A 21,263-nucleotide genomic window follows, 5' to 3' on the forward strand; every position below is an offset into this window, starting at 1 on the left:
AGCAGGCGCCACCCGCGCTCTCTCCCACGAGTGAGGGAGCCGGCGTACGGGCCCATGGCGCGGCCCGTACGCCGGAACGGGTGCTAGATGGCGGCTATCGGCTTCGTGGGGGCACGTTCGGCGCGGCTGAGCGCCCGGATGACGTCGGTCGCCCCGTGGCGCCGTACGGCCAGCTGAGCGAGCAGCGCCACGACCGTGTCGACCGCGCCGTCCGGCAGTTCGGGGGTGGGCAGGCCCACGCTGACGGCGAGGTCGTCGGTGTGGATCACCAGCTCGAACAGCCGGGTGGTGAGGAAGTCGTCGAACGTGAGCGACCAGTCGTGCCAGTTCGGGAGCCGTACGTTGCGGGGCGGCAGGTCGGGGAGCGCGGTGCGCAGCTGCCCGACCGCCCAGGCGGCCCGTTCCGACAGGGACTGGGGACCGGCCGCCGCCAGTTCCTGCGAGGCGGCGCGGATGCGCACGTTGGCGGGCGAGTCCAGGCCCGGCTCGTTCAGCCAGCTCACCCGGCTGTAGTAGTCCAGCAGCGGGATCGGCTCCTCCTTCGGCGGCGGCTCCTGCAGCACCCTGCCGATGAAGAAGATCTGCCCTGCGTAGTGCCCGGCCAGGCCGCCGACGGTGTACTCGGCCAGCGCGCTGTGCTCCTCCCAGGCGGCGGCCACGGCGGGTTCGGTGAGGAGGGCCGCCGCCACGTCGGCGACGTCCAGGTAGTCGTTCCGAAGCTCCAGGGGGTCCATTCCTCACATCCCAGCACGGCGACGCGGCCCTCGTCCTCGTGATCGACGACGAACAGTGACGCACTTCACTCGGGGTCGCCGAGGCGCTGTGTGGCCTGGGCGCGGTGCGCCGAGGCCGGCACGGGGTAGGGAACCCCCAAGGGAAGACTTGCGTCCTTAGGTGTGATGTCTGCCACGATGTCATTAGTGGCATTTCGTCCCCTTACCTGGGGGCGGCTGCCACCGATGTCGGCCGGTCCCCGCGGCGATCCCGCGACCCGGCCCCGAACGAGGAGGGTCATCGATGACGATCGACTCCGTGCGCGGCGCGCCCGACACCCCAGAGCTGTCGCCGTCCGACGGGACCGAGCTCATCCAGCTGCTCACCCCCGAGGGCGAGCGAATCGAGCATCCGGACTATCCGCTGGAGCTCACCACCGACGAGATCCGCGGGCTCTACCGCGACCTGGTGATCGTCCGCAAGATCGACATGGAGGCCGTCGCGCTCACCCGGCAGGGCGAGCTCGGACTCTGGGCCTCGCTGCTCGGCCAGGAGGCCGCGCAGATCGGCTCCGGCCGGGCGATGACCGATAACGACATGGTGTTCCCGACCTACCGGGAGCACGGCGTCGCCTACTGCCGCAACGTCGAGCCGATCAACCTGCTCGGCCTGTTCCGCGGCGTCAACCACGGCGGCTGGGACCCCGCCGAGCACGGGTTCCACCTCTACACGATCGTGATCGGCTCCCAGACGCTCCACGCGACCGGCTACGCCATGGGCATCCAGCGCGACGGCGTGCTGGGCACCGACAAGGCCGGCGCCACGATCGCCTACTTCGGCGACGGGGCCACCTCCCAGGGCGACGTGAACGAGTCGTTCGTGTTCGCCTCGGTCTTCAACGCCCCCGTGGTCTTCTTCTGCCAGAACAACCAGTGGGCCATCTCCGAGCCCCTGGAGAAGCAGTCCCGGATCCCGCTCTACAAGCGCGCCGAGGGCTACGGCTTCCCGGGTCTGCGGGTCGACGGCAACGACGTCTTCGCCTGCCTCGCGGTGACCCGCAAGGCGCTGGAGAACGCCCGTACCGGCCAGGGCCCGACCCTCATCGAGGCCTACACGTACCGGATGGGCGCCCACACCACCACCGACGACCCCACCCGCTACCGGCTGAAGGCCGAAGAGGAGTCCTGGAAGCTGAAGGACCCGATCGAGCGGGTCAAGGCCTACCTCGTCCGCAACGACCTGGCCGACACCGCGTTCTTCGACGAGATCGACGCCGAGGCCAAGCAGGTCGCCGCCGGCCTGCGCAAGGCGTGCCTGGCGCTCCCCGATCCCCAGCCCCTTGAGATCTTCGAGCACGTCTACGCGGACAAGCACCCGCTGATGACCGAAGAGCAGGAGCAGTTCGCCGCCTACCTGGCTTCCTTCGAGGAGGTGTCGTCATGACCCAGTCAACGGAGACTCAGTCCGCCGCACCCCTGCCCCTGGGCAAGGCCATCAACGCCGGCCTGCGCAAGGCCATGGAGAACGACCCCAAGGTCCTGGTCATGGGCGAGGACGTCGGCAAGCTCGGCGGCGTCTTCCGCGTGACCGACGAGCTCCAGAAGGACTTCGGCGAGGAGCGGGTCATCGACACCCCGCTCGCCGAGTCGGGCATCGTCGGCACCGCCATCGGGCTCGCGCTGCGCGGCTACCGCCCGGTCGTGGAGATCCAGTTCGACGGCTTCGTGTTCCCGGCCGCCGACCAGATCATCACCCAGCTCGCCAAGATGCACATGCGCTCGCTCGGCAAGCTGAACCTGCCCGTCGTGATCCGCATCCCGTGCGGCGGCGGCATCGGCGCCGTCGAGCACCACTCGGAGTCGCCGGAGAACTACTTCACCCACACCGCGGGCCTGCGCGTGGTGGCGTGCTCCAACGCCTCCGACGCGTACACGATGATCCAGCAGTCGATCTCCTCTCCCGACCCGGTGATCTTCTTCGAGCCCAAGCGGCGCTACTGGGACAAGGCCGAGGTCGACCGCGAGTCGTCCCCCGACTCCTGGACCCCGCTGCACAAGGCCCGGATCGTCCAGCCCGGCGAGCACGTCACCGTCCTGGCGTACGGGCCCGCCGTGAAGACCTGCCTGGAGGCCGCGGGCGCGGCCGCCGACGACGGCCGCTCGCTGGAGGTCATCGACCTGCGCTCGCTGAGCCCGCTCGACATCGACACCGTCACCGAGTCGGTCGACCGCACCGGCCGCTGCGTGGTCGTCCACGAGGCCCCGGTCTTCTCCGGCTACGGCGCCGAGCTCGCCGCGCGGATCACCGAACGGTGCTTCTACCGGCTGGAGTCCCCGGTGCTGCGGGTCGGCGGCTTCTCCACGCCGTACCCGCCGTCCCGCCTGGAAGACCACTACCTGCCCGACCTCGATCGCATCCTGGACGCGGTCGACCGGACCTTCGCCTGGTGACCGGGGGACGACGCTGATGAGTGAAACGAAGCAGTTCAAGCTGCCCGACGTCGGTGAGGGCCTGACCGAGGCCGAGATCGTCAAGTGGCACGTCCAGCCCGGCGACCAGGTCGAGGTCAACCAGACGATCGTCGAGATCGAGACCGCCAAGGCCATCGTGGAGCTCCCCTGCCCGTTCGAGGGAACGGTCTCGGAGCTGCTGGTGGAGGAGGGCGTCACGGTCGACGTCGGCATCCCGATCATCTCGGTGAACGTCGAGGGTGAGGGCGGCGACGCGGCCCCCGCCGCCGCCGACGCTGCTGCTGCGGCGCCCGTTCAGGAGGCCGTGCCCCGGGTCGAGGAGCCCGGCATGGTGTCTCCCGAGGAGCCCAAGCGGCAGCCCGTTCTGGTGGGGTACGGGGTCAAGCCGGGCGCCACCAAGCGCCGGGCCCGCAAGTCCGAAGCCCCTGCGGCTCCGGCTGCGCCCGCCGCTGCGGTCGCGACTCCCGTTCCCGCTCCGGCTCCGGCTCCGGCGGCCCCCACTCCGTCCGCTTATCCACAGCCTGTGGACAAGCGGACGCTGGCCAAGCCGCCCGTGCGCAAGATGGCCAAGGACCTGGGCGTCGACCTGACGGCCCTGACCGGTTCCGGCCCGCGCGGCTCCATCACCCGCGAGGACGTCCAGGCGGCCCTCAGTGCGCCCGCGACTCAGGCCGCCGCGCCCGCCGTCCCCGTTCGGGCGGGAGAACGCGAGGAGCGGATCCCGGTCAAGGGCGTCCGGAAGGCGACCGCCGCGGCCATGACGCAGTCGGCCTACACGGCGCCGCACGTGACCGAGTTCCTTCAGATCGACGTCACGCGCACGATGGAGACCGTACGACGGCTCCGCGAGCTTCCCGAGTTCGGCGAGGTAAAGGTCTCGCCGCTGCTGCTGGTCGCCAAGGCCCTGCTCACGGCGCTCCGCCGCAACCCGATGGCCAACGCCTCGTGGGCTGAGAAGGGGGCAGGGGAGGTGGGCGGGGGGTCGAACGGCTCCGGCGCCGAGATCGTGGTCAAGAACTACGTGAACCTCGGCATCGCGGCCGCCACCCCGCGCGGGCTGCTCGTCCCCAACATCAAGGACGCGCACGCCATGTCCCTGCCGGGGCTGGCGAAGGCCCTCGGCGAGCTGATCGAGACGGCCCGTTCCGGCAAGGCGACCCCCGCCGACCTCACCGGCGGAACGGTCACGATCACCAACGTGGGCGTGTTCGGCGTCGACACCGGCACCCCGATCCTGACCCCCGGCGAGGCCGCCATCCTGGCGTTCGGGCAGATCAGGGACATGCCGTGGGTCCACGAGGGCGAGCTGGCGATCCGCAAGGTGACCACGCTCGCGCTGTCGTTCGACCACCGCATCGTCGACGGCGAGCTGGGCTCGAAGGTCCTGCGCGACATCGGCGACATGCTCGAGGACCCGCTCCGCATGCTCGCCTGGAACTAGGAGCAATCCCCCCAGAAGGCCGCCCCGCTCCCACCCCGGGGCGGCCTTCGCATGTCCGGCGTTCCTGTTTCTCGTTCAGAAGCGGCGGATCGTGAACATGTCCGAGGTCGAGCCGTGGAACAGCACGTCCAGGCGGCCGCTCAGCACGTAGGCGCCGACGCCGGGCACATAGGCCGCTCCCGTGGGGGCAGGATCGGGCCAGGCCTGGTGCTCGGCCACGCCGGCCGACGACCAGTCCGCTGCCGGACGGAGGCTGAAGACCGCGTCGGCGCCGCTGGAGGCGACCTTGTTCGTGACCACGACCAGGGAGCCGTCGGGGCGCAGGGTGAAGCCGTCCGCGCCGGGCAGCGGGCCGCCGGCCAGCTTCACCTCGTCCACAGCCTGTGGATGAACGACCGGGATCCGGTAGATCCGGCCCGTGCTGTAGTTGCCGACCACGAGCCGTCCGGCCTGCTGGACGATGCCGTTCGCGCCGAACCCGTGCCTGGCTCCGGCCAGCCCCGCGTACCGCGTGAAGACAGAGGGCTTGCCGACGAGCGGGACGCGGTAGACGACCGGGTCGAACGAGTCGGTCACGTAGGCGGTCCCGTCGGACGCGATCGCCATGTCGTTGCCGAAGTGCTCACCGCCGTCGCCCGCCACGGCCGCCAGATCGACGTAGCCGATCCGGCGTCCCGAGGTCAGGTCGTATATCCCCAGCCCGGCCACGCGGCGTTTCGTCGAGGCCGAGGACTTCACGCTCACGCCCGCGTCGCCGTTGGCGACCAGCAGGCGGTTGCGCGCCTGGTCGATCTTGATTCCGGCGGCCGAGATCAACTCGGGGTCGTCGACGAGCGGGCTCACCGTGCCGTCCGGCCGCACGACCGAGACCGTGCCGTGCCGCAGCGACCCCACCAGGAAGGCGTGCCGCGCCGTGTCGTACGCGGCGCTCTCGGGGTGCAGGCTCGGCGCCGTTCCGTGCACGACGGGCGGCGGCGCCGGCGCTGAGGCTTGAGCGGCCGGTGAAGCCTCAGCGTCGGCTGAGGCCCGCGCGGCCGCTGAGGCTTGAGCGGCCGTGCCGGAGGTCAGCGCGGTGAGCGCGACGGCCAGGAGGCGGATCGACTTGCTGGTCACGTCAGGGATCATCGGGCATGCGCGACGACTGCGTTACCGTGCGACGCACCGCGCCGACCAATTCGTTGCGCACCCGGCGCGACCGGGTGACCTCGCCCGGAGGTCAGACGGGCGGCGGGTTGTTGTCGCCGTTATAGAGGCGGTCGCGGCCCGAGTTGTCGATGCCGTTGGAGGGCCCCCCGCCGCCGCGTTGCTGCATCCGGCTCATCATCAGCAACTGGAGCGCGAACGTGGCGCCGCCCACGATGATCAGGATGACCCCGATCACGTGGATGTCGACCGGATCCTTCATGGCGTCCGGCTTGATCGCGAACTTGAGGATCAGCCCGAGGGTAATGGTGAACACACTGACGCCGAGACCCATGCGCGTGACCTCCGCCGGACGAACCGTTGCCGTGCTCTTTAAGTATCCGCTCGGCTCGGTCGTCACACCCGTACGAGTGTGGATTACTGCACGGGGACGTTGTTCGTCTTGCCGAAAGGACCGCCGTCGAAGGTCACGGTCGTCGGATTGCCGGGCGGGGCGGGGATGTAGGCGAAGCCCCGGTTGGGCTCGTTCTCGCCCGTACGGAACGTCGCGGCGCCCGGGTCGACGTAGGACGCGGCGCCGTCGGCGGCCGGCTGGCCGACGCGGACCGCGCGGTAGACGTCCTTGCCGTTCGGGCTGACGATCGAGAACGAGGTGAACGCGCCGCCCACGTAGTCCTTGTGCGGGTAGGCGGCCTGCGGCGGGATCGGGCCGGGCCCCTCGTCCACGATGTTGAAGACGGCGACGATGTAGGCGCCGTCACGGTAGAAGGGCAGCACGTCCAGGCGCCGCTTCTGCTGGCCGACCCGGGCGTAGCGGCTGGCGACCTTCTGGCCGTCCTGGCCGTGGAAGTCGGCCGGCTTGACGGTCTCGCCGCGGCCGTCGGCGGCGGCGGTCGAGGCGGAGGTCACGCCGGGCGCCTGCTGCCGTACGACGTAGGAGATCTCGACGCGGCGGTTGCGGGCGCGGGCCTTGGCGTCGTCCGGGCCGCCCTCCTTGGCGATCAGCTCGGACTCGCCCTTGCCGTGCGGCGAGTACTTGAACTGGTTGCCGAGCCGGGCCTGCAGCTGCTTGGTGACCGCCTCGGCGCGCTCCCGGGAGAGCTTGAGGTTGAACTGGTCGCTGCCCTTGCTGTCGGTGTGCCCGTCGATGGTCAGCGGCCGCTTGGTGGGGTCGGCCTTGGCCTTGATCTCCTGCGCGGCCTCGTCCAGGACCGACTTGGCGCGGCCCGAGAGCTTGGCGGAGCCGAAGTCGAACAGCACGTCGGTGCGCAGGTTCATCTTCACGTCCGAGCCGCTGGACGTGACGTCCTTGATCTCGCCCTCGGTGATGTCGTAGAGGTCGAGCGGGTTGCCGTTGCCCTGGTCGCCGCCGTCGGCGCCGGCCGCGGGCGAGTCACCGGTGCCGGTCACCGGGATGCCGGTGAACTCCCCGGCCGTGCCGGGCGTGATCGCGGTGACCTTCTCGACGCCTTGCGGGATCGCCGGGTACTCGACGGTCTGGTCCTGGGTCGCGTTCGGCTGGAACGCCCCGGCGGGCGCCGCGGTGATCGGCTTGTAGAGCTTGCGGCCCACCGGGTCCAGCAGCGGGATCGACAGCGCCAGCGACTTGGCCGCCGGGTCCATCGAGGTCACGCTGTAGGTGAGCACCGTCTTGGCACCCTGGCGCTGGACGCCCTTGATCTCCATCCGGGCGTGCAGGCCGGGCGCGGCGCCGAACCAGCCCTCCTTGGTGAACTGGCCGAGCACCTCCACCTTCGACGGGGAGGCGTTGCCCTGGGTCTTCGGCGGAGCGGACTTGTCGGTCGCCTTGGAGTCCGAGCAGCCCGCGCTCGCGATGAGGACCCCGACGAGCGGGAGGGCGAGGGGGACGGTCAGCCTGCGGGCCGGCATGGGAGCTCCGGGAGATGGTGGGGGCCAGAGACGAATGCCGCACCAGACTACTGATGCCCCACAAAACACGCAGCGGCCCCCGTCACCTCACAAAGCGTGACGAGGGCCGATGTGTCCGCGGAGGCTTAGCGCGGGCGGCTAGAAGGCCTCCTCCGGGAGCTCCATCACGTCGAGCGTGGTGGTCTCGGCGACGACCCGCTCGGCGGCCAGCCTCGGCAGGACGGTCTGCGCGAAGAACTGCGCCGAGGTCACCTTGCCGGTGTAGAAGGCCTTGTCGGCGTCGGAGACGTCGCCGCCGCCGAGCTTGGCCAGGGCGATCTCGGCCTGGCGGAGCAGCAGCCAGCCGACGACCAGGTCGCCGAGGCCGAGCAGGAAGCGGCTGGAGTTCAGGCCGACCTTGTAGAGCTCCTTCGGGTCCTCCATGGAGCCGAGGGCCCACCCGATCATCGGGTTGAGGATGCCCTGCAGGTCCTCCAGGCCCTTGGCCAGCAGCGCGCGCTCGTTCTTGAGGCGGCCGTTGCCCGCGTCGCTCTGGGCGAACGCCTGGATCTCGCCGGCCAGCACCTTCAGCGCCTCGCCGTTGTCCCGCAGGATCTTGCGGAAGAACAGGTCCAGGCCCTGGATCGCGGTGGTGCCCTCGTAGAGGGTGTCGATCTTGGAGTCCCGGATGTACTGCTCGATCGGGTACTCCTGCAGGAAGCCCGAGCCGCCCAGGGTCTGCAGCGACTCGCTGCCGAGCAGCGCGTAGGCCCGCTCGGAGCCGAAGCCCTTCACGATCGGCAGCAGCAGGTCGTTGATCTTCTCGGCGAGCTCGTCCTTGCGGCCCTCGTGCTCGGCGATCTGCACCGCGTCCTGGTAGGAGGCGGTGAGCAGGACCAGCGCCCGCATGCCCTCGGCGTAGGCCTTCTGGGTGAGCAGGCTGCGCCGCACGTCCGGGTGGTGGGTGATGGTGACCCGGGGAGCGGTCTTGTCGGTCATCTGGGTGAGGTCGGCGCCCTGCACGCGCTCCTTGGCGTACTCGAGGGCGTTGAGGTAGCCGGTGGAGAGGGTGGCGATGGCCTTGGTGCCGACCATCATCCGGGCGTACTCGATGACCATGAACATCTGCTTGATGCCCTCGTGGACGTCGCCCACCAGGTAGCCGACGGCCGGGTGCTTCTCGCCGAAGGTGAGCTCGCAGGTCGTGGAGACCTTGAGGCCCATCTTCTTCTCGACGTTGGTCACGTAGGCGCCGTTGCGCTCGCCCAGCTCGCCGGTCTCGAGGTCGACCGTGTACTTGGGCACCAGGAACATCGACAGGCCCTTGGTGCCGGGGCCGGCGCCCTCGGGGCGGGCCAGCACCAGGTGGAAGATGTTCTCGGCCATGTCGTGCTCGGCCGAGGTGATGAAGCGCTTGACGCCCTCGATGTGCCAGGTGCCGTCGGCCTGCTGGACGGCCTTGGCCCGGCCGGCGCCGACGTCGGAGCCGGCGTCCGGCTCGGTCAGCACCATCGTGGCGCCCCACTGGCGCTCAAGGGCCAGCTCGGCGAACTTCTTCTGCTCGGCGGTGCCGATGTGCCAGAGGATCTGGGCGAAGCCGGGACCCGAGGAGAACATGTAGACGGCCGGGTTGGCGCCCAGGACCTGCTCAGCGACGGCCCAGGTCAGCGAGCGGGGAGCGCCGCTGCCGCCGAACTCGGGGGCCAGGTCGAGGCGGTACCACTCGGCGTCCATCCAAGCCTTGTAGGACTTCTTGAAGCTCTCGGGCATGGCGACGTCGCCGGTCGCGGGGTCGAACTTCGGAGGGTTGCGGTCGGCGTCCTCGAAGGACTCGGCGATCGGTCCCTCGGCAAGGCGGTTCACCTCCTCGAGGATGCTGCGCACGGTGTCCTCGTCCAGCTCCGCGTACGGACCGCTGCCGAGCAGGTCCTGGCGGTTGAACACCTCGAAGAGGTTGAACTCCAGGTCCCGGAGGTTGCTCTTGTAGTGCCCCATCGAACACTCCGTTTAGATCGGCGGCGGCTCAGCGGCCCCGCGTCGTGTACTGGTCAGTAACTCACCATCATGCTACCCGCTGGTAACCAGTGACAACCCCTGCAGGGACGGGCCGATTGCACTGCCGTAAGTCACACCGCAGGGTTCTGACCCCGGAGAAAGTGACACAACTCACAGCAACCGCGCGAGCGCCTCAAACGACCCCTTACGGGGCGCGTCAAAACCTCTGAATCGGTCATTCAGGGATGAAAAGGGTGGTCTCCCTGACCGGCGCGTTTCCGGAGCGTGACGCGGGCCAGTCCAGCCCGTTTCCAGCACATCGATCCGGAAACGATCGATCGTTTCCGCTTGACGGCAAATCCCCCAAACGGTAGTGAGCTGCCCCTTCCGGGACGCCGATGACCGGATCTGGCAAAAGTGAACCAATTGCTGATCTGCTCACTCTTACTTGTGGTGGCACGGGGTTGCTAGGGGACGCAGGGGTGCGAAATCCCTCCCGGGGCCATACGGAGGGAGGACCGTTTTGTCGTCTGTCACGGGGTGGCTCAGTAACGCCTGGGAGTCGATCCAGGGCGCGACCGCCGATGGTGACTGGCGGAAGTTCGTGCCGCTGGGTCTTGCGGGGCTGCTGGTGTGGTCGCTCTGGATCTATCGAGTGATCTTGTCGCGCATGGACAAGCCGGTGGTCAACAACTTCCGCACCACGGTCTCGGTCGTGGTGCCGTCCTACCGCGAGGACCCCGACATCCAGATCAAGGCGCTGGAGACCTGGCTCGCGCAGAACCCGAGCGAGATCATCATGGTCGTCGACGTCGGCGACCACGAGGTCCAGCGACGGCTCGCGCAGGTCACCGACCCGCGCCTGCACGTGCTGGTCTACGAGCACTCGGGCAAGCGCTCGGCCCTGGGCGTCGGCATCCGCGCCGCCCGCGGCGAGATCATCGTCTTCGCCGACTCCGACACGCTGTGGACCCCGGGGCTGCTCGACGCGGTGCAGATGCCGTTCGAGGACCCGCAGGTCGGCGGCGTCGGAACGCAGCAGAACGTCTACCAGCGCGAGACCAGCGTCTGGCGGCGCATCGCCGACTGGCTGGTCAACCTGCGCTACTACGACTACGTGCCCGCGATGGGCAGCAAGGGCGGGGTCGCGTGCCTGTCGGGCCGTACCGCCGCCTACCGCCGCTCGGTGATCCTGCCGGTCGTGGAGAACCTCGAGAACGAGTTCTTCATGGGCCGCCGCTGCATCGCCGGCGACGACGGCCGGCTCACCTGGCTGACGATCTCGCAGGGCTACAAGACCGTGCACCAGTCGTCGGCCAAGGCGATCTCGATGTTCCCCTCCAGCTTCAGCGCGTTCGTCAAGCAGCGCATCCGCTGGAGCCGCAACTCCTACCGCTGCTACCTGACCGCGCTGTGGAAGGGCTGGCTCTGGAAGACGCCGTTCGTCACCAAGGTCACCGTGCTGCAGATCCTGCTCACCCCGGTCACCATGGGCGTCACCCTCGGCTACCTGGTCTTCAGCCGGATCATGGACAACCTGCACCCGCTCGGCATCACCCTGGCGCTCGGCTGGGTGCTGCTCGGCCGCGGCGTGCGCGGCTGGTCGCACCTGAAGCGCCACCCCGGAGAGATCCTGCTGCTCCCGCTCACCGCCCTGATCATCATCATGGTCTCGCTCCCCATCAAGCTGTACGCCTTCGTCACCATGAACAAGCAGGGCTGGATCACCCGGACCTCCGACCAGGTCGGCGGCGCCGGCCAGAGCGCCTCCTCCCTGCAGGGAGTGGGCTGACGTGACCCTCGCGATTCGGCGAAGCTCGCTGGGTCTCGTTCTCTCCCTCGGCTTCGCGCTCCCCGTCGCGGCGATCCCGGCGTTCGGCTCCGGCCAGGCGTTCGGTGCGACCACCCCGGCGAACGGATCGGCGGGCACGGTGCCGGCGGGCACGGTGAACGGATCGGCCGTCCCCGGCAACGGCGCCCGGGGCAGGCTCGATCCGCTGGCCGACGCCCAGCGGCAGGCGACCCTCGTCGACCAGGAGGACCAGCGGGTCCTGCAGACCCGGTCGACGCTGGCGGCGATCCTGCAGATCGGCGGCGCCGCGACCGCGCAGTGGAAGCGGCCGCAGATCTTCACCTCGGCGCACGGCAAGACGCTGGTCCTGCCCGCGGTCAACAACGGCAAGCCCTACACGGTCGCCGACCTGGTGAAGTACGGCGGCCGCTACTTCAGCAAGCTCCCCGACGGCTCCTACCTGCTGAGCATTCACGTCTTCGTCTCCGACGGGGCCAAGCTCGTCCTGCAGAACCCCTCTGGGGCGCTCAACATCAAGATGGCCAGCGGGCCGAACGGCTTCTCCTCGATCGTGAGCTTCGGCGGCAGCATCAAGATCGAGGGAACGGCGCAGAACCCCGTCCAGATCGCCAGCTGGACGCCGCAGAGCCGCGGCCCCGACAACGTGGTCGCCGACGGGCGGGCCTACATCCGCGCGGTCGGCGGCGACTTCAAGATGAAGTACGCGCGGGTCTCGTCCCTGGGCTTCTGGTCCGGCCGTACGGGTGGCATCGCGATGACCGGCACCGACCGGCCCGCGAGCGCCGTCAAGCACCTCAACAAGGAGCAGCGCCACCAGGCCAAGCAGGACCGCCTCAAGAAGAACAAGCAGCAGGGCAAGAGCGGCGGCGGTCCCGGTGACATCGAGACCGAGGCGCCCGGCGGCACCGCCACGCACGTTCCGGCGGCCGACCTGGTCACCGGCGCGATCGACAACAGCACGCTCGCGGGCAACGCGTTCGGGCTGTTCGTGTCCGGCTCCAACCAGACCCAGATCACCAACGACCGGTTCGAGAACAGCCTGGTCGACGGGCTGGTCCTGCACCGGTTCACCAAGAACGCCAACGTGCAGAACACCACGGTGCTCGGCAGCGGCGGCGACGGCTTCGTGTTGTCACGTGCCACCGAGAAGGTGCGGGTCAGCAACTGCACCTCCGAGCGCAACAAGGGCAACGGCTTCACGCTGAACGGCCAGGCCCTGGCGGTCGGCCCGTCGGCCTCCGGCGAGTCCCTGCAGAGCTTCGGCGACAGCTCGGTCAACAACAGCGTGGCCAAGGACAACGGCCACTACGGGCTGGAGCTCATGGGCGGCGACAAGCTGGCCGTGCAGAACAGCAAGGTCATCGGCGGTGACATGGGCATCGTGGTCCGCGCCGGTGCCTCGTCCGTGCAGATCTCCGGCAACCAGCTGACCAAGCAGGTCCGGCAGGGTATCGCGCTGCGCGACGGCGTGACCGACGCCAGCCTGGCGGGCAACACCGTGGTCGGCGCCCGTACCGGCATCTACATGCGCAACGCCAGCGGAACGCTGGTGGGCAACGTGATCCAGGGCGCGACCGCGCACGGCATCTCGGTCACCGGGAAGGCGGGCGGGTCGGAGATCCGCAACAACTCCCTCAGCGGCCGCGGCACCAGCGCGGTGAGCACGTCCCGTGCGCACGGCCGGGTGACCAAGGAGGACAACAACACCGACGGCTGGACCGACACGGCCTCGCTGTGGATGAAGGCCCAGCGCTACATGACGCCGCTGAACCTCATCTGGGCCGCGGTCTTCTCGATGGTGTTCTTCGCGATGGCACGCTCCCGTGGCCGTGGCGGTTCGCGCATCGGCCGGATCGGCGTTCACCCGTACGAGCTCCAGCAGCCGATGGAGCGGCGGCAGGTGTGGAGCCTGCCGCGCCGCGCGATGGGCGCCGCCCAGTCGGCGGCCCAGGCGGTCGGCCGGCGCATGCCCGCCCAGCCGGGCAGGCCCGCGCCCGCGATGGCCGGTGCCGGTGCTCCCGGTGTGCCGGTCGCGGGACCTGGCGTTCCGGTCGCGGGGCCCGGTGTTCCGGTGGCCGGGCCCGGCGTTCCCGTCGGCGGCCCGGGTACGCCCGGACGCCCTGCCGTTCCCGCACGCGGACCTGCCGCTCCGCCCCAGCCGGGCGGTGGCGCACAGCGTCCCGGCGGCGGTCAGCGTCCCAGCGACGCGCCGCCGTGGGGTGCGCAGCCGCAGCCGAAGCCCGTCTCGGCACCGTCGCCGGGACAGCCGGGCTCGGCGGGCGGAGCGCCGGCACCGCGTCCGGTGACGCCGCCGCAGCCCGCGCCGCCCGCGCCTCCCACGGTGCCGCGGTCGGCCTCGCCTCAGCCGGGTGGAGCTCCCCGCCCGGTCCAGCCCAACCACGCGACGCCCCACCAGGGCGTCCCGCGGCCCAAGCGGAAGGGGGGTTGACGTGGGATCGCACTCCGAAGGGGCTCCCCCGAAGGGCAAGGGTCGCACCAAGAAGATCGTGACGACCGTGCTGGTGCTCGGCCTGGCCGGCGGTGGCACGTACGCCTACCGCACCTACATGGACCAGGGCGCGGGCGCGCCCGGCGTCAACGACGTCTCGGCGGACTCGGCGCGCCAGCAGGCGACGCTGGTGGACGCCGAGGACCTGCGCGTCATGCAGATCCGCGCCAAGCAGGAGTCGGACCTGGCGGGCGGCGGCGCGGCCGCCGCCCAGGCGCGCGCGCCGCGGGTGCTCAGCTCGGCCAACGGCCGGACGCTGATGCTGCCGCAGCGCCGCGAGCCCTACTACGTCCAGGACCTGGAGAAGCTGGCCGGGCAGGACTTCCAGAAGCAGAACGACGGCTCCTACCTGCTCAGCGTCAACATCTTCGTCGCCGACGGCGGCAAGCTGGTCCTGCAGAGCGCGTCCGGCCCGCTCACGATCCGCATGCGCAGCGTGCCGGGGCAGTTCACCACGATCGTCAGCGGCGGCGGCAGCGTCAAGTTCAACGGCTCGGCACAGAACCCGGTCCGCTTCACCAGCTGGAACAACGACACCCGCAAGCCCGACACGACGGTGGCCGACGGCCGCGCCTACATCCGCGCGATCGGCGGTGAGTTCGCCATGAAGTACACCCAGGTCTCCAACCTGGGCTTCTGGAGCGGGCGCACCGGCGGGGTGGCGCTGACCGGCTCGGACCGGCCCGACTCCTCGGCCGAACAGACCGCGACCCCGACCGGCACCAAGGACGAGGTCACCGTCTCGGCGGCGCCGAGCGAGGGCAAGGGCGGCGCCAGCTTCACCGTCCCGGCCGCCGACCTGGTCTCCGGCCAGATCGACCACACCACCATCGACGGCGACGCCTACGGGCTGTTCGTCACCGCCTCCAACCAGGCGCAGATCACCAACGTCACGATCCGCAACAGCCTGGTCCACGGCGTGCTGCTGCACCGGTTCGCCAAGAACGCGGTCATCGAGAACACCTCGGTGAGCGGTGGCCGCGGCGACGGGTTCGTGCTGTCGCGCGGTACGGAGGGCGTGCGGATCAGCAACTGCACGTCGGAGGGCAACGGCGGCAACGGCTTCACGCTGAACGGGCAGCCGCTCGCCGACGGCCCTTCGGCCTCCGGCGAGGCGATCCAGGCGTTCGGCAACAACTGGGTGAGCGGCGCGACCATCAAGAACAACCGCCGCTACGGCGTCGAGGTCCTCGGCGGCAACGCGGTGTCGGTGCAGAACAGCCGGATCAGCGGCGGCGACATGGGGATCGTGGTGCGCGAGAAGGCCACCCACGTCCAGCTCGCCGGCAACCAGGTGAAGGAGCCCGCACGGCAGGGCATCGTCCTGCGCGACGGCGTCAGCGGCGCCACCGTGTCCGGCAACGTGGTCACCGGCACGCAGACCGCGCTCTACCTGCGCGACGCCGCCAGCGTCGTCACCGGCAACACCGTCGAGTCCGCGCACAAGCACGGCATCACGCTGAAGGGCAACGTCGCCGGGACGCAGATCACCGGCAACACGCTGAGCGGCGCGGGCACGAGCGTCATGGACGTGGACCTGTCGCGCGGCTCCTACTCCAACGTGAACAACAACGTGAAGGGCTGGCACAAGACCGCCGGCTTCTGGACGTGGATGAAGCGCGTGTTCAAGCCGATGAACGTGATCTGGGCCAGCGTCTTCCTGCTGGTCGGCATCTCGATGTACCGCTCCCGGTCGACCGGGCTGCGGATCGGCCGCCGCGGGGCGCACCCGTACGAGCATCAGGACAAGCTCGAGGAGCGTCCCGTCCGGCTGCTGCGGCGCGCGGGCGCGACCGTTCCGGCGCCGCCGGGCGCGGCACCGGCCACCAGACCGGGAAGCGCGGCCCCCCGGATCGCCGCGGGCAGCCCGGGTCGCCACGGGGCCCCCGGAGGCCCTGGAGGCGCCGGAGCCCCGGGGGCCAGGCGATGACCTGGCGCTCTGGAGCCGGGAGATGACTGAGCGGTAGGGTCACGGGCTCGTCCCGCGAGGCAAGGCGAGATCTCTAGCTACGCGAAGTCGCCAGCATGATCGGTCAGGAGAGGAAGTAGTTCAGTTATGAAGTCCAAGATCGACCTGAAGTTCGTCATCGGACTGGTGGTCGGTGCACTGGTCATGGGCGGCGTGGCGTTCCTTGTCATCGGTCTCACCGGCGGTGACGACGGTGACAAGACCAAGAACACCTCTGCCAACGGCAACAACCCCGGGACGGCGCCGACCTCCGACGTGAACGGGGACGACGAGGGCGGCGACGGCGGTGACGACGGCGGCAAGGGCGGCGGCGCGCAGCCCGGCCAGCCGCTGGCGCTGCCGGTCCCCGAGGGCGCCGGCAAGATCAACTGCCCGAACCCCACCAAGACCGTCACCGACGCCAAGTCGCTGGAGCAGGCCGTGAACGGCGCCAAGCCGGGCGACGTGATCAAGATGAACGCGGGCACCTACTCGGGCAAGTTCGTGGCGCAGGCCTCCGGGACCGCGCAGCAGCCGATCTTCCTGTGCGGCGACCAGGGCGCGATCATCGACGGCGGCGGCCCGAAGAAGGGCTACGCGTTCCACCTGAACAAGGCCAACTTCTGGCGGCTGATCGGGTTCACCGTGCAGAACAGCCAGAAGGGCGTGATGGCCGACACCAGCAACGGGTCGATCATCCAGGGCCTCACCGTGCACGACATCGGTGACGAGGCGATCCACCTGCGCAACTTCTCGACCGGGAACACCGTCCAGTACAACAAGATCTACAACACCGGGCTGCGGCGCGAGAAGTTCGGCGAGGGCGTCTACCTCGGCACCGCGCAGTCCAACTGGAAGAAGTTCTCCGGCGGCAGGATCGACAACAGCGACAACAACGTCGTGCGCGGCAACGTGATCCGCGCGACCGCCGAGGCGATCGACATCAAGGAGGGCACCACCGGCGGCAAGATCATCGGGAACGTCTTCGACGGCTCGGTGACCGGTGGCGACAAGCACAACGACTCCTGGGTCGACGTCAAGGGCAACAACTACGTCCTTGAGGGCAACAAGGGCACCAAGACCCCCGCCGACGGCTTCCAGGTGCACAAGATCCTCGACGGCTGGGGCAAGGGCAACGTCTTCCGCGGCAACACCATCGACCTGGCCGGCGGCAAGGGCGTCGGGATCAACGACACCGTCGGCGGCAACACCATCGCCTGCGACAACAAGGTGACCGGTGGCCAGCTCGTGGCGAAGGGCCAGTGCTCCGGCTGAGCCCTCCGGGGACTCAGGCGGGAACTGACGCGGGGGCGTACGGGGACATGCGGGACACACGGGGGCTACGGGGCCGAGGTGACGAGACGTTGACGACGGTGAAGCAGTGAAGATCGACATCAAGTTCGCCGGGATTCTGCTGGCGGGTGCGGTGGCCACGAGCGGGATCGTGCTGGTGGCCACCAGCGGAGGGGACGACAAGCCGAAGGACCCGGCCGCGGGCTCGGACCCGTTCCCCGGTGCCGGGGGCGCCGGCAACGGGCCGTCGGCCGGGGCGACTGTGCCGGGGGCCGCCAACCCTGGCGCCGGTTCGGGCGGGGGAACGCCGCCGCCGCAGAACCTGCCGCTTCCCGAACCCGCCAAGCAGGAGCCCTGCCCGTCGGCGACGGTCACGGTCCACGACGCGGTGTCGCTCCAGCAGCAGCTGAACGAGGCCAAGGCCGGCGACGTGATCCAGCTGGCCCCGGGCGTCTACAAGGGGCAGTACCGGACCGAGCAGTCCGGCCTGGCCGACAAGCCGATCTACCTGTGCGGCACCGCCAAGGCGGTCCTGGACGGCGGCAACGCCGACAAGGGCTACGGGCTGCAACTGGAGGGCGCCGCGTACTGGCGCCTCATCGGCTTCACCGTCCGCAACAGCCAGAAGGGCGTGATGCTCGATGGCAGCAGCGGCTCGGTCGTGCAGGGCCTGACCGTTCGCGACACCGGCGACGAGGGCATCCACCTGCGCAAGTTCAGCACCGGCAACACCGTCTCCTACAACAACATCTTCAACACCGGCACCCGCAACCCGCGCTTCGGCGAGGGCGTCTACCTGGGCACGGCCCACAAGAACTGGGGCGAGCTGACGCAGGGACAGCCGGACAAGAGCGACAACAACCTGGTGGCCGGCAACAAGATCCGGGCGACCGCCGAGGCGGTCGACATCAAGGAGGGGACCACCGGAGGGCGTGTCTACGCGAACGTCTTCGACGGTTCCAAGCTCTCCGGCGACCAGGTGAACGACTCCTGGGTCGACGCCAAGGGGAACAACTACGTTCTCGACGCCAACCGCGGCAGCAAGACGGTCGCCGACGGCTTCCAGACCCACGAGGAATACCAGGGCTGGGGCACCGGCAACATCTTCCGCGGCAACGTCATCGACCTGGGCGGCGGTAAGGGCGTGGGCATCAACCTCAATTCCGACGGGAACGAGGTCGCCTGCGACAACAAGATCATGGGCGGCGGAAAGCTGCTCAACAAGGGCAATTGCTCCTGAGGGCCTCTGCGGGAGCGCCAGATCCGTCATGAGAGAACAAGGAGAAGCTATGAGCACGACGGAGTCCCCGAGGCTCACCGTCATCGGCACCGGATACCTCGGTGCCACCCACGCGATCTGCATGGCCGTACTCGGCTTCGACGTCCTCGGCGTGGACGTCGACGAGCGCAAGGTCGCCAGGCTGGCGGCGGGAGAGGTGCCGTTCTTCGAGCCCGGCCTGCCCGAGCTGCTCACCAAGGCGCTGGAGTCGGGCCGGCTGCGCTTCACGACCTCCTTCGAGGAGGCCGGCGAGTTCGGCGACGTGCACTTCGTCTGCGTCGGCACCCCGCAGCGCCCCGGCTCCGACGCCGCCGACCTCACCTACGTCGACGCGGCCGTTCGGTCCCTCGCCCCGCACCTGACGCGGCGCGCGCTGGTCGTCGGCAAGTCGACGGTGCCGGTCGGCACGGCCGGCCGGCTCACGAGCCTGCTGAACGAGCTGGCGCCCGCCGGTGACGAGGTCGAGCTCGCCTGGAACCCCGAGTTCCTGCGCGAGGGCTTCGCCGTCGACGACACCATGCGGCCCGACCGCCTGGTGTTCGGCGTCGCCTCCGAGTGGGCCGACGAACGGCTGCGCGCCGCGTTCGCCCCGATCCTGGAGCTCGGCACCCCGGTCGTGAAGACCGACCTCGCCACCGCCGAGCTGGTCAAGGTCGCGGCCAACTCCTTCCTCGCCACCAAGATCTCCTACATCAACGCGATGGCCGAGGTCTGCGAGGCCGTCGGCGCGGACATCAAGGACCTGGCCGACTCGCTCGCGCTGGACGACCGGATCGGCGGCAAGTTCCTCAAGCCGGGCCTGGGCTTCGGCGGCGGCTGCCTCCCGAAGGACATCCGGGCGTTCGCCCACCGCGCCGAGGAGCTCGGCGTCGGCCAGGCCGTCGCGTTCCTGCGCGAGGTCGACGACATCAACCGGCGCCGCCGGGCCCGTACGGTCGACCTGGTGCGCGAGCTGCTCGGCGGCCAGATCTCCGGCGCCCGCATCGCCTGCTGGGGCGCGGCGTTCAAGCCCAACTCCGACGACATCCGCGACGCTCCCGCGCTGGACGTGGCTCGCACGATGCACGGCCTGGGCGGCCACGTGCGCGTCTTCGACCCGGCGGCGCTGGACAACGCGCGGCGCGCCTTCCCGGAGCTGCGCTACGGCGACAGCGCGCTGGACGTCGCCGAGGACGCCGACGTGGTCGTGCTGCTCACCGAGTGGGCCGACTTCCGCCAGGTCGACCCCGAGGCCCTCTCCACGGTCGTCAAGCACAAGCGCATCGTCGACGGCCGGCACGCCCTGGACGCCGCCCAGTGGCGCGGCGCCGGCTGGGAGTACCGAGCCCTCGGCCGCAACTGACGTCTCTTGGCCCGCAGTTTGGCCCGCAGTTTGGCCCGCCCTTTTTGGCCCGCCCCCGCCGGTGACCTTGGAATAGGCACCGGCCGGGGCGGGTTAGAGTGGAGTAGAGGGACCCGTGGGGCCCTTCCGGACGAGGAGTACGCGCCGTACCCGGCATGCAAAGACGACGCGTGGCAAGTGCAGGCACGCACGCACGCGATCGTTCCGGGAGTGAAAGACCATGGCGTGGATCCTCGTCGTCATCGCCGGCCTCTTCGAAGTGGCCATGGCGCTCAGCCTCAAGGCCAGCAACGGCTTCTCACAGCCCCTGCCCACGGCCGGCTTCCTGCTCTTCGCGGTCATCAGCTTCGCGCTGCTGAACCTCGCCCTGAAGACCCTCGACGTGGGCACCGCGTACGCGGTCTGGGTGGGCATCGGCGCGGTCGGCACGGCCGCCCTCGGCATGATCGCGATGGGCGACCAGGCCTCCCCACTCAAGATCGCCGCCCTCGCGATGATCATCATCGGCGTGATCGGCCTCAACCTGGCCGGAAGTGGCGCCCACTAGGGCATTTGAAGTACCGCCACGGCGCAGAGTTGGAACGTAACCTCCCGTATGGGCGTCTACTGGACGAGGGCGTCGGGAGCGCCCCTTCACGGGAGGACTGACAGGACTTGGTGTTCAAGAAGCTCATGCAGGCGGTGGGCGTCGGCGGCCCTTCGGTCGAGACGATCCTGCACAACTCGGGCACCACGCCCGGCGGCGTGGTCACCGGCGAGGTGACCATCCAGGGCGGGTCGCACGACTCGGAGATCCTGGGCGTCAACCTGGCCCTGAAGACCCGCGTCGAGGTCGAGTCAGGCGACAACGAGTACACCTCCAACCTGGAGTACGCCAAGCTGCCGATCGCGGGCGCGTTCCACCTTGAGGACGGCGCGCGGCACACGGTGCCGTTCCAGTTCCCCATCCCGTGGGAGGCGCCGCTCACGCACATGTACGGGCGGCCGCTGCACGGCACGACCGTCGGGATCTCCACCGAGCTGGAGGTGGCGCGGGCGATCGACGCGACCGACCTGGACCCGATCGCGGTGCACCCGCTGCCCGCGCAGGAGCGCCTGCTCGCGGCGTTCTCCAACCTCGGCTTCCAGTTCCGCAACGCCGACTGCGAGAAGGGCCGCATCTGGGGCGTTCACCAGGAGCTGCCGTTCTACCAGGAGATCGAGTTCCACCCGCCGCACCAGTACGCGGGCGGCATCAAGCAGCTCGAGGTCACCTTCGTCTCCTATCCGCAGTCGATGGAGGTCGTGCTGGAGCTCGACAAGCGCGGCGGGGTGTTCACCGAGGGCCACGACGCGTTCAGCCGGTTCACGGTCGACTTCGCCACGTTCGAGCACACCGACTGGGAGCACCAGCTCGACGGCTTCCTGCAGCAGGCGGGCCGCCGCCGGGGCTTCTTCTAGGCCGCT

The 21,263-nt window shown here is 69.8% G+C and carries 16 protein-coding genes and 1 riboswitch; of the genes, 11 read left to right on the forward strand and 5 right to left on the reverse strand.

Annotated features, from left to right (window positions below):
- Positions 1–83: 83 nt before the first annotated feature.
- The gene (locus J4573_RS18285; RefSeq protein WP_208256868.1) at positions 84–734 is read right to left on the reverse strand and encodes a maleylpyruvate isomerase N-terminal domain-containing protein; all 651 of its coding nucleotides are present in this window, start codon (positions 732–734) and stop codon (positions 84–86) included.
- Positions 735–1,017: 283 nt separating this feature from the next.
- On the opposite strand from J4573_RS18285, the gene pdhA reads away from it, so the two are divergent.
- Genes pdhA through J4573_RS18300 form a run of 3 tightly spaced genes read left to right on the forward strand, consistent with a single transcriptional unit; the run spans position 1,018 to position 4,626 of the window.
- Complete coding sequence (pdhA, locus tag J4573_RS18290) at positions 1,018–2,157, forward strand: pyruvate dehydrogenase (acetyl-transferring) E1 component subunit alpha (protein WP_208256869.1); 1,140 nt, start codon at positions 1,018–1,020, stop codon at positions 2,155–2,157.
- Complete coding sequence (locus J4573_RS18295) at positions 2,154–3,164, forward strand: alpha-ketoacid dehydrogenase subunit beta (protein WP_208256870.1); 1,011 nt, start codon at positions 2,154–2,156, stop codon at positions 3,162–3,164. The genes pdhA and J4573_RS18295 overlap by 4 nt, the downstream gene beginning before the upstream one ends.
- A gap of 16 nt (positions 3,165–3,180) precedes the next feature.
- Positions 3,181–4,626, forward strand: coding sequence for a dihydrolipoamide acetyltransferase family protein (locus J4573_RS18300; RefSeq protein WP_208256871.1), 1,446 nt, complete (start codon positions 3,181–3,183; stop codon positions 4,624–4,626).
- 75 nt (positions 4,627–4,701) lie between these two features.
- Here J4573_RS18300 and J4573_RS18305 read toward each other — a convergent pair whose 3' ends face one another.
- From J4573_RS18305 to J4573_RS18320, 4 genes are all read right to left on the reverse strand, one after another.
- Complete coding sequence (locus J4573_RS18305) at positions 4,702–5,739, reverse strand: hypothetical protein (RefSeq protein WP_208256872.1); 1,038 nt, start codon at positions 5,737–5,739, stop codon at positions 4,702–4,704.
- Between the two features lie 103 nt (positions 5,740–5,842).
- A complete protein-coding gene (locus J4573_RS18310; protein ID WP_208256873.1) occupies positions 5,843–6,169 on the reverse strand; it encodes a DUF6458 family protein in 327 nt (108 codons plus the stop codon).
- Between the two features lie 17 nt (positions 6,170–6,186).
- Positions 6,187–7,659: an OmpA family protein gene (locus tag J4573_RS18315; protein WP_208256874.1), complete on the reverse strand. Its 1,473-nt coding sequence runs from the start codon at positions 7,657–7,659 to the stop codon at positions 6,187–6,189.
- Between the two features lie 138 nt (positions 7,660–7,797).
- Positions 7,798–9,633, reverse strand: a complete 1,836-nt coding sequence (locus tag J4573_RS18320) for an acyl-CoA dehydrogenase (protein WP_208256875.1) — start codon at positions 9,631–9,633, stop codon at positions 7,798–7,800.
- Between the two features lie 523 nt (positions 9,634–10,156).
- On the opposite strand from J4573_RS18320, the gene J4573_RS18325 reads away from it, so the two are divergent.
- The 8 genes from J4573_RS18325 (at position 10,157) to J4573_RS18360 (ending at position 21,257) form a co-directional block, all read left to right on the forward strand.
- On the forward strand, positions 10,157–11,425 hold the full coding sequence (locus tag J4573_RS18325) for a glycosyltransferase family 2 protein (RefSeq protein ID WP_208256877.1): 1,269 nt from the start codon (positions 10,157–10,159) through the stop codon (positions 11,423–11,425).
- Between the two features lies 1 nt (position 11,426).
- On the forward strand, positions 11,427–13,895 hold the full coding sequence (locus tag J4573_RS18330) for a right-handed parallel beta-helix repeat-containing protein (RefSeq protein WP_208256879.1): 2,469 nt from the start codon (positions 11,427–11,429) through the stop codon (positions 13,893–13,895).
- A gap of 1 nt (position 13,896) precedes the next feature.
- Positions 13,897–15,885: a right-handed parallel beta-helix repeat-containing protein gene (locus J4573_RS18335; RefSeq protein WP_208256881.1), complete on the forward strand. Its 1,989-nt coding sequence runs from the start codon at positions 13,897–13,899 to the stop codon at positions 15,883–15,885.
- Positions 15,886–16,011: 126 nt separating this feature from the next.
- Positions 16,012–17,178, forward strand: a complete 1,167-nt coding sequence (locus J4573_RS18340) for a right-handed parallel beta-helix repeat-containing protein (RefSeq protein ID WP_208256883.1) — start codon at positions 16,012–16,014, stop codon at positions 17,176–17,178.
- A 106-nt stretch (positions 17,179–17,284) separates the two neighbouring features.
- A complete protein-coding gene (locus J4573_RS56130; protein WP_208256885.1) occupies positions 17,285–18,436 on the forward strand; it encodes a right-handed parallel beta-helix repeat-containing protein in 1,152 nt (383 codons plus the stop codon).
- 49 nt (positions 18,437–18,485) lie between these two features.
- Positions 18,486–19,817, forward strand: coding sequence for a UDP-glucose dehydrogenase family protein (locus J4573_RS18350; RefSeq protein ID WP_208256887.1), 1,332 nt, complete (start codon positions 18,486–18,488; stop codon positions 19,815–19,817).
- A 104-nt stretch (positions 19,818–19,921) separates the two neighbouring features.
- A riboswitch (guanidine-III (ykkC-III) riboswitch) is annotated at positions 19,922–19,990 on the forward strand.
- A gap of 47 nt (positions 19,991–20,037) precedes the next feature.
- A complete protein-coding gene (locus J4573_RS18355; RefSeq protein ID WP_208256889.1) occupies positions 20,038–20,364 on the forward strand; it encodes a DMT family transporter in 327 nt (108 codons plus the stop codon).
- A 110-nt stretch (positions 20,365–20,474) separates the two neighbouring features.
- Complete coding sequence (locus J4573_RS18360; protein WP_307796687.1) at positions 20,475–21,257, forward strand: sporulation protein; 783 nt, start codon at positions 20,475–20,477, stop codon at positions 21,255–21,257.
- Positions 21,258–21,263 lie beyond the last annotated feature (6 nt).

It is taken from the genome of Actinomadura barringtoniae, assembly GCF_017573505.1.
GTDB lineage: Bacteria > Actinomycetota > Actinomycetes > Streptosporangiales > Streptosporangiaceae > Spirillospora > Spirillospora barringtoniae.

Coding starts and splice junctions, on each gene's coding strand:
- pdhA (WP_208256869.1), top strand. CDS start 1,018: ATGACGATCGACTCCGTGCGCGGCGCGCCCGACACCCCAGAGCTGTCG.
- J4573_RS18340 (WP_208256883.1), top strand. CDS start 16,012: ATGAAGTCCAAGATCGACCTGAAGTTCGTCATCGGACTGGTGGTCGGT.
- J4573_RS18355 (WP_208256889.1), top strand. CDS start 20,038: ATGGCGTGGATCCTCGTCGTCATCGCCGGCCTCTTCGAAGTGGCCATG.
- J4573_RS18350 (WP_208256887.1), top strand. CDS start 18,486: ATGAGCACGACGGAGTCCCCGAGGCTCACCGTCATCGGCACCGGATAC.
- J4573_RS18300 (WP_208256871.1), top strand. CDS start 3,181: ATGAGTGAAACGAAGCAGTTCAAGCTGCCCGACGTCGGTGAGGGCCTG.
- J4573_RS18315 (WP_208256874.1), bottom strand. CDS start 7,659: ATGCCGGCCCGCAGGCTGACCGTCCCCCTCGCCCTCCCGCTCGTCGGG.
- J4573_RS18320 (WP_208256875.1), bottom strand. CDS start 9,633: ATGGGGCACTACAAGAGCAACCTCCGGGACCTGGAGTTCAACCTCTTC.
- J4573_RS18285 (WP_208256868.1), bottom strand. CDS start 734: ATGGACCCCCTGGAGCTTCGGAACGACTACCTGGACGTCGCCGACGTG.
- J4573_RS18295 (WP_208256870.1), top strand. CDS start 2,154: ATGACCCAGTCAACGGAGACTCAGTCCGCCGCACCCCTGCCCCTGGGC.